The following is a 13,123-nucleotide window of genomic DNA, read 5'->3' on the forward strand; positions in this document are numbered from 1 at the left end:
CGTGTCGGCTGGCGCTCTGTGTTCTGTCGAGCTAGCGCTCGACCTCCCCCTTGATGAACTTCTCGACGTTCTCGCGGGCCTGGTCGTCGAAGTACTGCACCGGCGGAGACTTCATGAAGTACGACGACGCCGACAGGATCGGGCCGCCGATGCCGCGGTCCTTGGCGATCTTCGCGGCGCGCAGGGCGTCGATGATGACACCGGCGGAGTTCGGGGAGTCCCAGACCTCGAGCTTGTACTCCAGGTTCAGCGGGACGTCACCGAAGGCACGGCCCTCGAGGCGGACGTACGCCCACTTGCGGTCGTCGAGCCAGGCGACGTAGTCGGACGGGCCGATGTGGACGTTCTTCTCGCCGAGCTCCCGGTCGGGGATCTGGGAGGTGACGGCCTGCGTCTTGGAGATCTTCTTGGACTCCAGGCGATCACGCTCGAGCATGTTCTTGAAGTCCATGTTGCCGCCGACGTTCAGCTGCATCGTGCGGTCCAGGACGACACCGCGGTCCTCGAACAGCTTCGCCATGACGCGGTGCGTGATGGTGGCGCCGACCTGGGACTTGATGTCGTCACCGACGATCGGGACGCCCGCCTCGGTGAACTTGTCCGCCCACTCCTTGGTGCCGGCGATGAAGACCGGAAGGGCGTTGACGAAGGCGACCTTGGCGTCGATGGCGCACTGGGCGTAGAACTTCGCCGCGTCCTCGGAGCCCACGGGCAGGTAGCAGACGAGCACGTCGACCTGCTTGTCCTTGAGGATCTGGACGACGTCGACCGGCTCCTCGGCGGACTCCTCGATGGTCTCGCGGTAGTACTTGCCGAGACCGTCGAGTGTGTGGCCGCGCTGGACGGTCACGCCGGTGTTCGGCACGTCGCAGATCTTGATCGTGTTGTTCTCGGAGGCTCCGATGGCGTCCGCGAGGTCGAGGCCGACCTTCTTCGCGTCGACATCGAAGGCGGCGACGAACTCCACGTCACGGACGTGGTACTCACCGAACTGCACGTGCATGAGGCCCGGGACCTTGGACGCCGGGTCGGCGTCCTTGTAGTACTCGACTCCCTGCACCAGCGACGCGGCGCAGTTGCCCACGCCGACGATGGCTACGCGCACCGAACCCATTCTGGTTGCTCCCTGTGTGTACGAGTGAGGCCCTGGCAGGGGCCTCACGTGGCAGTGTCGCCGGGCGTATCCGGCCCGGGGGTGTCCCCGGGCCGGGGCAGGACGCCCGGCGCTCCCTCTGTGGTGTCACGAGTGGGTTCTCCATGGGCTGGACCCTTCAGGTCCCGGCCCGCCCGCTCGCTCTCGATGAGCTCGTTCAGCCAGCGCACTTCGCGCTCCACGGACTCCATCCCGTGGCGCTGGAGCTCAAGTGTGTAGTCGTCGAGGCGCTCCCGGGTGCGCGCCAGGGAGGCGCGCATCTTCTCCAGGCGCTCCTCCAGCCGACTGCGGCGTCCTTCGAGGACTCGCATACGGACGTCGCGTGAGGTCTGCCCGAAGAAGGCGAAGCGAGCGGCGAAGTGCTCGTCCTCGTACGCGTCGGGCCCGGTCTGCGAGAGCAGCTCCTCGAAGTGCTCCTTGCCCTCCGCCGTCAACCGATAGACGATCTTGGCACGACGCCCTGCGAGTGGTGCGGCGAGGGCGTCCTCGGAGGTGTTCCCCGGCTCTTCGATCAACCAGCCGTTGGCGAGCAGCGTCTTGAGGCAGGGGTACAGCGTTCCGTAGCTGAAGGCGCGGAACACACCCAGTGACGTATTGAGTCGTTTGCGCAGCTCATAGCCGTGCATCGGGGACTCGCGGAGCAGGCCGAGTACGGCGAACTCGAGGATCCCGGAACGCCGGCTCATCGTCGCCTCCTCTCTGCCGCGGACGCGCCGTGACGGTTTATCTCGCGCTGATGTATCGACTCGATACATCACGACGATAGAACGGCCTTCCGGATGCGACAAGGTCAGGGATGGTGAACGGGGTCACATCACCGATTCGTTGCAGGCGAGTTGCCTGATTTGGGGTGAACTTATGGGCTCGGCAGGTTTTGGCGGTGCGTAGTCTGTGCGCCATGCACACCACCGGGAACCACGTGACGCATGGGGGCGTCATCGTCCTAGGTGCAGTACGGATGAATGCGGAACCGACCACATCCGTACTTCGGGGGGACCGGAAACCAGCCGCCGTTTCCAGGCGCGCAAGGGTGCGCCTGCCCGAGGAGTAGTCGTTCGATGAGCGAGCACCGTCGCAAACCGCCGCAGCCGCAGGGAGGCGGACGTGCCGCGGCCCGACGCGGCCAGTCCGGCTCGTCCTCCGGACGCCGTGCGGCACCGCGAGGCGCCACCGGGTCGCCAGCCGACTCGTACGGGTCGGGATCCTACGAGTCGGGAGGCGAGGAGCCGTCGTACGGCGGCCGCGCCGAGGCCCGGCGCGCGGCACAGAGAAGCACGGGTGGTCGCCGCAGAGGGGCAGAGCCCGGCGGCGGGGGCCGTGGTGCTCCGACCGGCCCCGGCCGCGGCAGAGGCCGTGCGGCCGTCCCCGCCAAGAAACGCCTCATTGACTATCCACGGGCCGGCAAGGACGGCTGGCGCCGCTGGATGCCCTCCTGGAAGCTCGTCTCCGGCCTGTGCATCGGCTTCATCGGCAGCCTGGTGGCCGTGGCGGGCATCGGCTACGCCATGGTGGGTGTCCCGGACATCGCGAAGACGGCCGAGGCGCAGAACAACGTCTTCTACTGGTCCGACGGTTCCGAGATGGTCTCCACCGGTGGTGAGACGAACCGTCAGATCGTCAACCTGTCGCAGATCCCCAAGGCGATGCAGTACGCCGTCATCTCGCAGGAGAACAAGACCTTCGAGACCGACAGCGGCATCGATCCGAAGGGCATCGCCCGCGCCGTGTTCAACATGGCCAGGGGCGGCCAGACGCAGGGTGGCTCCACCATCACCCAGCAGTACGTCAAGAACGCGATGCTGGACGACCAGTCGCAGACGATCTCTCGCAAGTTCAGGGAGATCCTCGTCTCGGTCAAGGTCGGCGCCACGGTCCCCAAGGACAAGATCATGGCGGGGTACCTGAACTCCGCCTACTACGGGCGCGGGGCGTACGGGATCCAGGCCGCTGCTCGTGCGTACTTCAACAAGGACGCCATCGACCTCAACGAGGGTGAGTGCGCCTTCCTGTCGGCGATGCTCAAGGGCGCGACGTACTACGACCCGGCGGGGGCGACCTCCATCGACTCGGCAAACGCCAGGCCTCAGGACAACAGGCGGCGGGCCCTGAACCAGATGCAGGACACCCTCAACAAGATGGTCGAGTACGGCCACCTGGACGCCGCGACGCGGGCCAAGTACACCGAGCTCCCCCAGTGGCAGAGCCCGCGGTCGAACCGTGAGCTGAAGGGGCAGGTCGGCTATCTCGTCGACCTGGCCAAGGCCTATGTGATCAACAACAAGATCATCAGTGCCGACAAGCTGCAGCAGGGCGGGTACTCGATCTACACGACCTTCGACAAGAAGAAGATCAAGGAGCTCGAGGACTCGGTCACGAAGGTCCAGAAGGCCAACATCAAGCCCAAGGAGCGCCCGAAGACGGACACCCACGTCCAGTTCGGCGGCGCTTCGGTGGATCCGGCGACCGGTGCCATCAAGGCGATCTACGGTGGTGAGGACGCGACCAAGCACTTCACCAACAACGCCGACACCACCGGTGCCCAGGTCGGTTCGACCTTCAAGCCCTTCGTGCTCGCGGCCGCGATGACCTGGGGCGTGCGCGACCCCGACGGCCCCGAGATCCAGGCGCAGGACGAGCGGACCATCGTCTCCCCGAAGAGCCTGTTCAGCGGCAAGAACAAGCTCAAGGTCAAGGAGTACAACAAGCAGGTCTGGAAGAACGAGAAGGGTGACGAGTGGCTCCAGACCAACGACGGTCAGGTGTCCTACGGCACTCCCCCCAACTACCAGATCGACCTGCGCGAGGCGATGCGCGAGTCGGTGAACTCGGCCTTCGTGCAGCTCGGTATGGACGTCGGTCTGGACAAGGTGAAGGAGGCCGCGGTCAGCGCGGGTCTCAAGCCGAACAGCCTGGCCGGCGTCACGTACCCGTCCTTCTCCATCGGCATCTCCCAGCCCAGCGCGATCCGTATGGCGGGTGCGTACGCCACCTTCGCGGCCAGCGGCAAGCAGCGCGAGCCGTACTCCGTCGAGAAGGTCACGAGCAAGGACGGCACGGCCTACACGCACAAGGTGCAGTCGGAGGACGCGTTCACCCCGAAGGTCGCCGACAACGTCACGGACGTGCTGAAGACCGTGGTCGAGAAGGGCACCGGCACCAGCGCCCAGCTCACCGGTCGGCAGGTCGCCGGCAAGACCGGTACGACCGACGGCAACAAGTCGGCCTGGTTCGTGGGCTACACCCCGCAGCTGTCCACGTCGATCACGATGTTCCGGTACGACGACGACGAGTCCAAGAAGAACCGCGAGTTCCTGAAGATGTTCGGAACGGGTGGTCAGAAGAAGATCCACGGTGCTTCGTTCCCGGCCGAGATCTGGCACGACTACATGGAAGAGGCGCTGAAGGGCGAGCCTTCGGAGGACTTCCCGACCCCCGAGCCCATTGGTGAGGTCGTCAACGAGGCCCCGTCGCCGAGCGTCATTCCGACGCCCAGCAAGACCCCGGAGTCGACTCCGACGCCGAGTCCCACGCCCAGCGAGACGCTGACCTCGCCCTCGCCGTCCCCGAGTGAGTCCTGCAACCGCTTCTTCGGGTGTGAGGACACCGGAGGCACGGACACGGGTGGCAACACCGATACCGGTGGCACGGACGGAGGGGTGAGCCCCTCTCCCACTCCCACGGACAGCGGCCTGGACGGCAACAACAGAGGCAACGGCAACGGAGGTGGTCTCTTCGGAGGCCAGACCGGTTAGCCGGCCTATCGCCCGACGCGGGTGTTTCACGTGAAACATCTGGACGTTTCACGTGAAACAGGGGCCGCCACACCTCGTGAGGTGTGGCGGCCCTCGGCGTATTCCTGGATACGTACGGCAGGATGTGGCACATGCCCAGCGCAGAATCGACGCACGCGAGCGTGCACGAGCCGGACCAGGTGCGGCCGACCAAGGACGATGCGATCGCCGTGGCCGGCAGTGAGGTGATCGGCGGCCCCATCGGACGGCGTGCCCTGCTCGGGGCGGCCTGGTGGACCCCCGTGCGGGTCGTCGCTCTCGTGGCGATCGGCATGTTCGCCCTCGGACTCGTCCAGAAGGCTCCCTGCTACGACGGTGCCTGGTTCTTCGGCGCCAGTTCGCAGTACACGCACGCCTGCTACTCGGACATCCCGCACCTCTACCAGGGGCGCGGCTTCGCCGACGGTCTGGTGCCGTACTTCGACAAGCTCCCCGGTGACATGCAGTACCTCGAGTACCCGGTGCTGACCGGTGTGTTCATGGAGGTCGCCGCCTGGCTGACGCCCGGCAGCGGCAGCATCCAGCACCAGGAGCAGTGGTACTGGATGGTCAACGCCGGGATGCTGATGGCATGCGCCGCCGTCATCGCGGTCTGTGTGTCCCGCACCCAGGTCCGGCGCCCCTGGGACGGCCTGCTGGTCGCCCTGGCGCCCGCCTTCGCGCTGACCGCCACCATCAACTGGGACCTGCTGGCGGTCGCCCTGACGGCTGCCGCCATGCTGATGTGGTCCCGGGGCCGTTCCCTCGCCTTCGGTGTCCTGCTGGGGCTCGCCACGGCCGCCAAGCTGTATCCCGTCTTCCTGCTCGGGCCGCTGTTCGTGCTGTGCTGGCGTGCCGGCAAGTGGCGGGACTTCGGCAAGGCTTTCGGTGGCGCGGCCGTCTCCTGGCTCGTGGTGAACCTGCCAGTGATGTACTTCGCCTTCGATGGCTGGTCGAAGTTCTACACCTTCAGCCAGGAGCGGGGGGTCGACTTCGGGTCCTTCTGGCTGATCATGGCCCAGAACTCCTCCGACCCGCTCAGCACCGAGATGGTCAACACGCTCGCCACCTCGCTGGTGCTGTTGTGCTGCGTGGGTATCGCGGTGCTCACCATCACCGCGCCGCGCAGGCCACGCTTCGCGCAGCTCGCCTTCCTGATCGTTGCGGCGTTCATCCTCACCAACAAGGTCTACTCGCCGCAGTACGTCCTGTGGCTGGTCCCGCTGGCCGTGCTGGCCCGGCCGAAGTGGCGGGACATCCTGATCTGGCAGGCGTGCGAGGTCGCGTACTTCCTGGGGATCTGGATGTACCTCGCGTACACGACGAGCGGAGACGCCCACAAGGGCCTGCCGACCGACGGCTACCACTGGGCCATCGGCGCACACCTCCTCGGCACTCTCTACCTGTGCGTGGTCATCGTGCGGGACATCCTCATGCCGGAGCGGGACGTGGTGCGTCGGACCGGTGAGGACGACCCCTCGGGCGGTGTGCTCGACGGCGCGGAGGACGTGTTCGTCCTCGGCCCGGCGGCCCGTCCGGCGCGGCACGCGGCCCATGCCGAGGGGCCTCAGGTGGAGTGGGGAAGCCAGGACACGGCATCGTCCGGCGGCAGTTCGCTCTGAGCGAACAAGGCGCCGGTGGCCCACCAGGGCACGCGGGAGACGGCAAAGGCCGTGCACGGAAGGGTCCGTGTACGGCCTTGTCGGTTTCCTGATCCCGAGCGGCGACGCTCAGCGGTCCACGATCCGGTCGAACTGGGTGGTCGTGTGGCGGAGATGAGCCACGAGTTCCTCGCCCACCTTCGGCTCCGGGGCGTCCATGGGCACGAACAGGATGGACACCTGCATGTGCGGCGGCTCGGCGAACCAGCGCTGCTTGCCGCCCCAGACGAACGGAGAAAGGTTCCGGTTGACCGTGGCGAGGCCGGCCCGGGCGACGCCCTTGGCGCGCGGCATGACGCCGTGCAGCGCCTTGGGGGCCTCCAGGCCCACTCCGTGCGACGTACCGCCCGCCACGACCACCAGATAGCCGTCCGAGGCCGCCTTCTGCTGGCGGTAGCCGAAGCGGTCGCCCTTGGCGACACGCGTGACGTCCAGGACGGCGCCGCGGTACTCGGTGGCGTCGTGGTCGCCGAGCCACAGCCGCGTGCCGATGCGGGCACGGAAGCGGGTCTGCGGGAACTGCTGCTGGAGCCGGGCGAGTTCGTCGGCCTTGAGGTGGCTGACGAACATCGTGTGCAGCGGCAGGCGCGCCGCGCGCAGGCGGTCCATCCAGCCGATGACCTCCTCGACGGCGTCCGAGCCATCGGTGCGGTCCAGCGGCAGATGGATCGCGAAGCCCTCGAGACGAACGTTCTCTATGGCGGCGTGCAACTGCGGCAGGTCCTGCTCGCTGATGCCGTGCCGCTTCATCGAGGACATGACCTCGACCACCACGCGAGCGCCCACGAGGCCGTACACACCGTCGATCGACGACACCGAGCGGATGACCCGGTCGGGCAGCGGCACGGGCTCCTCGCCCCGCCGGTAAGGCGTCAGCACCAGCAGGTCGCCCCCGAACCAGTCCTTGATCCGCGCGGCCTCGTACGTCGTGCCCACGGCGAGAGTGTCCGAGCCCAGCCGTGTGGCCTCCTCCGCGAGGCGCTCGTGCCCAAAGCCGTATCCGTTGCCCTTGCAGACCGGGACGAGGCCGGGGAACTGCTCCTGCACGTGCTTGTGATGCGCCCGCCAGCGCGCGGTGTCGACGTAGAGCGTGAGCGCCATGGCCGGACCTGGAACCTTTCTCGTGGTGGGGGTGGTGTCAGGGGTGGAGCTGTGAAGCGGACGACCGGGACTCAGCGGCGCGACATGTAGATGTCGAGCGCCTTGTGGAGCAGCTTGTTCAGCGGGAAGTCCCACTCGCCGAGGTACTCGGCGGCCTGTCCGCCCGTGCCGACCTTGAACTGGATCAGGCCGAAGAGGTGGTCGCTCTCGTCGAGCGAGTCGGAGATGCCCCGCAGGTCGTAGACGGTGGCGCCGAGCGCGTAGGCGTCGCGCAGCATCCGCCACTGCATCGCGTTCGAGGGGCGGAACTCCCGGCCGATGTTGTCGGAGGCGCCGTAGGAGTACCAGACGTGGCCGCCGACGATCAGCATCGTCGCCGCCGACAGGTTCACACCGTTGTGGCGGGCGAAGTACAGCCGCATGCGGTTGGGGTCCTCGCTGTTGAGGGCCGTCCACATGCGCTGGAAGTACGACAGCGGGCGGGGCCGGAAGTGGTCGCGCACGGCCGTGATCTCGTACAGCCGCTGCCACTCCTCGAGGTCGTGGTAGCCGCCCTGGACGACCTCGACGCCGGCCTTCTCGGCCTTCTTGATGTTGCGGCGCCACAGCTGGTTGAAGTTCTTGTGCACCTCTTCCAGGGAGCGGTTCGCCAGCGGCACCTGGTAGACGTAGCGCGGCTGGACGTCACCGAAGCCGGCCCCGCCGTCCTCGCCCTGCTGCCAGCCCATACGGCGCAGCTTGTCGGCGACCTCGAAGGCACGCGGCTCGATGAAGTCGGCCTCGATGTCGCGCAGCCGCTTCACGTCGGGGTTCTGGATGCCCGCCTTGATGGACGTGGCCTCCCATCGCCGGATGATCACCGGCGGGCCCATCTTCACGGAGAACGCGCCCTGCTGCTTGAGGTGCGCGAGCATCGGTTCCAGCCACTCGGTCAGATTTGGCGCATACCAGTTGATGACCGGGCCCTCGGGCAGGTAGGCGAGGTAGCGCTTGATCTTGGGCAACTGGCGGTAGAGGACCAGACCCGCGCCCACCAGCTGACCGGTCTTGTCGAACCACCCGAGGTTCTCCGAACGCCACTCCGCCTTCACATCAGCCCAGGCCGGGACCTGCATGTGGCTCGCCGACGGCAGACTCTGGATGTAGGCCAGATGCTGCTCTCGACTGATGGTCCTCAGGGTCAGGCTCATTCGGGGCGCTCCTCGGGCTGGTGTGTCCCCATGGGTTCAGGGGCTCCGGCTCTCGCGCGAAGCCTACTGCGCCCTGCGAGCGCCTCGACTGGGCGTACGGCAGCTTCGCCCCGGCCTGTTGGCCGCCGGGGCGTTCCCGCGGTGTTCGAAAAGCCGTCTGCGGGGCGGTGCCCGGCGATCAGCTGAACAAGCCGCCGAAGAGGCCGCCGTGCGCCATGCCGAGGAAGAAGCCGACGCCTGAGGCACCAAGGCCCAGGACCAGCCCGAAGCGCTGGCGCGTGGTCTCCGAGATCCACTGTCCGTAAGCGCCCGTGAAGATCCCCACCAGGCCGGTCCAGGAGCTGAGCAGATGGAGGTGATCGAACAGCCCCGACACGAACGCTGTGACTCCGAGCACCAGGGTCACCGCGAGCAGCGCGTCCTGGAGGGGATGGGGCCTGTCGTCCGTGGCGAAGAGAGATCCGGCGGTGGTGGGTCGCAATGCCTGTGCCATGGGGCACCTCCTGCGGAAGGCGGCGCATCGTAGCGCCATACACACCCGACGTGTACAGACTGACGGTCCTGGCGGCCGGATTTCAACCGCACGGCGCTGTGCGGGTAGTCTGTACCGTCTGCACCGGTGTCTGCCCAGACAATGCCAGGGGATCTCCCCAGGTCGACCCGGGGACGCTGCTCGCGGCCCCCGATTGTCAGTGGCGGCCGATACCGTTGCGAACGCATCACAACCCTCCTGCCACGGAACGACCGTGGCCGCCGAGTCCAAAGGAGGTGGGTTCCACATGCGTCACTACGAAGTGATGGTCATCCTCGACCCCGATCTCGAGGAGCGTGCTGTCTCCCCGCTGATCGAGAACTTCCTCTCCGTCGTCCGTGAGGGCAACGGAAAGGTGGAGAAGGTCGACACCTGGGGCCGTCGTCGTCTCGCGTACGAGATCAAGAAGAAGCCTGAGGGCATCTACTCGGTCATCGACCTGCAGGCCGAGCCTGCGGTCGTGAAGGAGCTCGACCGCCAGATGAACCTGAACGAGTCGGTCCTCCGGACCAAGGTCCTCCGCCCCGAGACTCACTGAGCTCTTCCGCTCAGCTGAGCTCGGGATTCGAGTAGTAAGCAGCCAGCAAACCCGCCGAGAGGTTCCCCCATGGCAGGCGAGACCGTCATCACGGTCATCGGCAATCTTGTCGATGACCCCGAGCTGCGCTTCACCCCCTCCGGTGCGGCGGTCGCGAAGTTCCGCGTCGCGTCCACTCCCCGCACCTTCGACCGCCAGACGAACGAGTGGAAGGACGGCGAAAGCCTCTTCCTGACCTGCTCGGTCTGGCGTCAGGCGGCGGAGAACGTCGCGGAGTCGCTCCAGCGAGGCATGCGCGTCGTCGTGCAGGGCCGGCTGAAGCAGCGGTCCTACGAGGACCGCGAGGGCGTCAAGCGCACGGTCTACGAGCTGGACGTCGAGGAAGTCGGCCCCAGCCTGCGCAATGCCACGGCCAAGGTCACCAAGACCACGGGCCGCGGTGGCCAGGGTGGTGGCGGTGGCTTCGGCGGCGGTGGCGGTGGCGGCCAGGGTGGCGGCGGCTGGGGCGGCGGCCCCGGTGGCGGCCAGCAGGGCGGCAGCGCTCCCGCCGACGACCCCTGGGCGACCGGCGCTCCCGCCGGTGGCAACCAGGGCGGTGGCGGTGGCTGGGGCGGAAGCTCCGGCGGCGGTGGCGGCGGCTACTCGGACGAACCCCCCTTCTAGGCCTTGGGCCGGGCCTTCGGGCCCGGGCCGGTCGAAGGCGGGTCGTACCCCAACTTCTTGATCACACAGGAGATACACCATGGCGAAGCCGCCTGTGCGCAAGCCGAAGAAGAAGGTCTGCGCTTTCTGCAAGGACAAGGTCACGTACGTGGACTACAAGGACACGAACATGCTGCGGAAGTTCATTTCCGACCGCGGCAAGATCCGTGCCCGCCGCGTGACCGGCAACTGCACGCAGCACCAGCGTGACGTCGCCACGGCCGTCAAGAACAGCCGTGAGATGGCGCTGCTGCCCTACACGTCCACCGCGCGCTAAGGGAAGGGTGACCGAATCATGAAGATCATCCTCACCCACGAGGTTTCCGGCCTCGGTGCCGCGGGCGACGTCGTCGACGTCAAGGACGGCTACGCTCGCAACTACCTGATCCCGCGGAAGTTCGCGATCCGCTGGACCAAGGGTGGCGAGAAGGACGTCGAGCAGATCCGTCGTGCTCGCAAGATCCACGAGATCCAGACCATCGAGCAGGCCAACGCTGTGAAGGCCCAGCTCGAGGGCGTGAAGGTCCGTCTGGCCGTTCGCTCCGGCGACGCCGGTCGTCTCTTCGGTTCCGTCACCCCGGCCGACGTCGCTTCGGCGATCAAGGCTGCCGGTGGTCCCGAGGTCGACAAGCGCCGCATCGAGCTCGGTGCGCCCATCAAGACCCTGGGCGCCCACGAGACGTCCGTGCGTCTGCACCCCGAGGTTGCCGCCAAGGTCAACATCGAGGTCGTCGCGGCCTGATCGCCGTGCTCGGCTTGAACAGCTGAGAAGGGGCCGCACCCGCTGGGTGCGGCCCCTTACGCGTTGGGACAGGGTCCGGGTGGCCATGTTTCACGTGAAACCTCAGCGCGTCGCACCAGTCACCAGCCACCGTCCCGAGCGGGTTCGCATCCACAGGGTCAGCATGCGTACGGCCATCATCAATGTCATGGCCATCCAGAGAGCGGTCAGACCACCGCCTGCGACAGGCACGAGCAGCGCGACGGGCGTGAAGACGGCGAGCGTGAGCAGCATCGCCCACGCCAGGTACGGCCCGTCGCCCGCGCCCATCAGAACGCCGTCCAGAACGAAGACGACGCCGCAGATCGGCTGGGAGACGGCCACGATCACCAGAGCAGGAAGGGCGGTGTCCTTGACCACGGGGTCGCTGGTGAACAGGGCCAGGAACGCCGGCCGAGTGATCAGCACCAGGAGACTGAGGACGACTCCTACGGCGATGCCCCACTCCACCATGCGGCGGCAGACTGCGCGGGCGCCCTGGACGTCCTCGGCACCGAGATAGCGGCCGATGATGGCCTGTCCGGCGATGGCGATGGCGTCCAGTGCGAACGCGAGCAGGCTCCACAGGGACAGGATGATCTGGTGGGCCGCGATGTCGGCGTCCCCGAGGCGGGCGGCCACGGCCGTGGCGATCATCAGGATCGCCCGCAGGGAGAGCGTACGGACCAGCAGGGGCGCACCGGCCTGCGCGGAGGCCCTGATCCCGGCGGCGTCGGGGCGCAGGGAAGCACCGTGCCGACGGGCTCCGCGGACGACCACCACGAGGTAGACCGCGGCCATGGCGCACTGGGCGATGACGGTGCCCCAGGCGGAACCCGCGATGCCGAGATCAGCGCCGTAGACGAGACCGGCGTTGAGAGCGGCGTTGGCGATGAAACCTCCGATGGCGACGTACAGCGGAGTCTTCGTGTTCTGCAGGCCGCGCAGCACGCCGGTCGCGGCAAGCACCACCAGCATGGCCGGGATGCCGAGGGCCGAGATGCGCAGGTAGGTGGTCGCGTACGGAGCGGCCGTGTCCGAGGCGCCGAAGAGTTCCACGAGGGCGGGCGCAGTGGGCAGGACGACGGCGATGACAGCGGCGCCGAGCAGCAGTGCCAGCCATATGCCGTCCATGCCCTGGCGTATGGCGGCCTGGAGTTCGCCGGCGCCCACCCGGCGTGCGACGGCCGCCGTGGTGGCGTACGCGAGGAACACGAAGACGCTCACGGCGGTCATGAGGAGGGCGGAGGCGATACCGAGTCCGGCGAGTTGGGCCGTGCCCAGGTGCCCCACGATCGCACTGTCGGCCATGACGAACAGGGGCTCGGCGACCAGTGCGCCGAAGGCCGGGACGGCCAGTGCGACGATCTCTCGATCGTGGTGTCGCCGGGTGGCCTCGGGGGCCGCGGGAGCCTGTGTCATGACCACCAATCTAATCGTCCACAGGTAAGAGATACAAGCACGTAGTGTCCCTTACATTCGTGCCGACCGTGTGAGCTCTCGCGCACTGTTCGAGGCGATCTTGGCCCGACTGAGGAAGTTTTTCTTCTGCACAGCCGGTGGACGGTAAACATGCAGGTCAGAGCAATCATCTCGGCAAAGTTGAAAGCTTGTTCACAGCGCTGTCCACCGGGTCGTGCACAGGTTTTGTGGAGTTCTCCACAGCATCGGGGCCGTCGTCCACATGGCCTGTGGATAACCAGATTGGCTGACGCT

At 67.1% G+C, this 13,123-nt stretch carries 12 protein-coding genes; 6 read left to right on the forward strand and 6 right to left on the reverse strand.

What is annotated here, in order from left to right:
- Positions 1 to 31 precede the first annotated feature (31 nt).
- The gene (locus tag AC067M_RS21920) at positions 32 to 1,114 is read right to left on the reverse strand and encodes an inositol-3-phosphate synthase (RefSeq protein ID WP_478698685.1); all 1,083 of its coding nucleotides are present in this window, start codon (positions 1,112 to 1,114) and stop codon (positions 32 to 34) included.
- Positions 1,115 to 1,158: 44 nt separating this feature from the next.
- A complete protein-coding gene (locus AC067M_RS21925) occupies positions 1,159 to 1,839 on the reverse strand; it encodes a PadR family transcriptional regulator (protein ID WP_133928013.1) in 681 nt (226 codons plus the stop codon).
- A gap of 372 nt (positions 1,840 to 2,211) precedes the next feature.
- Between AC067M_RS21925 and AC067M_RS21930 the strand changes: the two genes are divergently transcribed.
- Complete coding sequence (locus tag AC067M_RS21930; protein WP_478698686.1) at positions 2,212 to 4,905, forward strand: transglycosylase domain-containing protein; 2,694 nt, start codon at positions 2,212 to 2,214, stop codon at positions 4,903 to 4,905.
- Between the two features lie 131 nt (positions 4,906 to 5,036).
- Entirely contained in the window at positions 5,037 to 6,545 is a 1,509-nt protein-coding gene (locus AC067M_RS21935) for a glycosyltransferase family 87 protein (RefSeq protein WP_478698687.1), read from the forward strand.
- Positions 6,546 to 6,653: 108 nt separating this feature from the next.
- On the opposite strand, the gene AC067M_RS21940 is transcribed toward AC067M_RS21935, so the two are convergent.
- From AC067M_RS21940 to AC067M_RS21950, 3 genes are all read right to left on the reverse strand, one after another.
- Positions 6,654 to 7,685 carry an alanine racemase gene (locus tag AC067M_RS21940; protein ID WP_478698688.1) on the reverse strand — a complete coding sequence of 344 codons (1,032 nt, stop codon included), beginning with the start codon at positions 7,683 to 7,685 and terminating at the stop codon, positions 6,654 to 6,656.
- A 71-nt stretch (positions 7,686 to 7,756) separates the two neighbouring features.
- Positions 7,757 to 8,875: a peptidoglycan bridge formation glycyltransferase FemX gene (gene femX, locus AC067M_RS21945; protein ID WP_133928009.1), complete on the reverse strand. Its 1,119-nt coding sequence runs from the start codon at positions 8,873 to 8,875 to the stop codon at positions 7,757 to 7,759.
- Between the two features lie 178 nt (positions 8,876 to 9,053).
- Positions 9,054 to 9,368: a hypothetical protein gene (locus AC067M_RS21950; RefSeq protein WP_478698689.1), complete on the reverse strand. Its 315-nt coding sequence runs from the start codon at positions 9,366 to 9,368 to the stop codon at positions 9,054 to 9,056.
- A gap of 286 nt (positions 9,369 to 9,654) precedes the next feature.
- On the opposite strand from AC067M_RS21950, the gene rpsF reads away from it, so the two are divergent.
- The 4 genes from rpsF to rplI all read left to right on the forward strand — a co-directional run bounded on the left by rpsF (position 9,655) and on the right by rplI (position 11,389).
- Complete coding sequence (rpsF, locus tag AC067M_RS21955) at positions 9,655 to 9,945, forward strand: 30S ribosomal protein S6 (RefSeq protein WP_004950685.1); 291 nt, start codon at positions 9,655 to 9,657, stop codon at positions 9,943 to 9,945.
- A gap of 69 nt (positions 9,946 to 10,014) precedes the next feature.
- The gene (locus AC067M_RS21960; protein WP_478698690.1) at positions 10,015 to 10,608 is read left to right on the forward strand and encodes a single-stranded DNA-binding protein; all 594 of its coding nucleotides are present in this window, start codon (positions 10,015 to 10,017) and stop codon (positions 10,606 to 10,608) included.
- A 79-nt stretch (positions 10,609 to 10,687) separates the two neighbouring features.
- Positions 10,688 to 10,924, forward strand: a complete 237-nt coding sequence (rpsR, locus tag AC067M_RS21965) for a 30S ribosomal protein S18 (protein WP_003949403.1) — start codon at positions 10,688 to 10,690, stop codon at positions 10,922 to 10,924.
- An 18-nt stretch (positions 10,925 to 10,942) separates the two neighbouring features.
- Positions 10,943 to 11,389, forward strand: a complete 447-nt coding sequence (rplI, locus tag AC067M_RS21970; RefSeq protein WP_073944741.1) for a 50S ribosomal protein L9 — start codon at positions 10,943 to 10,945, stop codon at positions 11,387 to 11,389.
- A gap of 102 nt (positions 11,390 to 11,491) precedes the next feature.
- Here the strand turns inward: rplI and AC067M_RS21975 are convergent, their stop codons facing one another.
- Positions 11,492 to 12,829: an MATE family efflux transporter gene (locus tag AC067M_RS21975; RefSeq protein WP_478698691.1), complete on the reverse strand. Its 1,338-nt coding sequence runs from the start codon at positions 12,827 to 12,829 to the stop codon at positions 11,492 to 11,494.
- Between the last annotated feature and the right edge of the window lie 294 nt (positions 12,830 to 13,123).

It is taken from the genome of Streptomyces sp. NPDC043427, assembly GCF_056436655.1.

Bases quoted from the DNA above. Each gene is read 5' to 3' on its own strand.
- AC067M_RS21920 (WP_478698685.1), bottom strand. From the start codon at position 1,114: ATGGGTTCGGTGCGCGTAGCCATCGTCGGCGTGGGCAACTGCGCCGCG.
- AC067M_RS21925 (WP_133928013.1), bottom strand. From the start codon at position 1,839: ATGAGCCGGCGTTCCGGGATCCTCGAGTTCGCCGTACTCGGCCTGCTC.
- AC067M_RS21930 (WP_478698686.1), top strand. From the start codon at position 2,212: ATGAGCGAGCACCGTCGCAAACCGCCGCAGCCGCAGGGAGGCGGACGT.
- AC067M_RS21935 (WP_478698687.1), top strand. From the start codon at position 5,037: ATGCCCAGCGCAGAATCGACGCACGCGAGCGTGCACGAGCCGGACCAG.
- AC067M_RS21940 (WP_478698688.1), bottom strand. From the start codon at position 7,685: ATGGCGCTCACGCTCTACGTCGACACCGCGCGCTGGCGGGCGCATCAC.
- femX (WP_133928009.1), bottom strand. From the start codon at position 8,875: ATGAGCCTGACCCTGAGGACCATCAGTCGAGAGCAGCATCTGGCCTAC.
- AC067M_RS21950 (WP_478698689.1), bottom strand. From the start codon at position 9,368: ATGGCACAGGCATTGCGACCCACCACCGCCGGATCTCTCTTCGCCACG.
- rpsF (WP_004950685.1), top strand. From the start codon at position 9,655: ATGCGTCACTACGAAGTGATGGTCATCCTCGACCCCGATCTCGAGGAG.
- AC067M_RS21960 (WP_478698690.1), top strand. From the start codon at position 10,015: ATGGCAGGCGAGACCGTCATCACGGTCATCGGCAATCTTGTCGATGAC.
- rpsR (WP_003949403.1), top strand. From the start codon at position 10,688: ATGGCGAAGCCGCCTGTGCGCAAGCCGAAGAAGAAGGTCTGCGCTTTC.
- rplI (WP_073944741.1), top strand. From the start codon at position 10,943: ATGAAGATCATCCTCACCCACGAGGTTTCCGGCCTCGGTGCCGCGGGC.
- AC067M_RS21975 (WP_478698691.1), bottom strand. From the start codon at position 12,829: ATGACACAGGCTCCCGCGGCCCCCGAGGCCACCCGGCGACACCACGAT.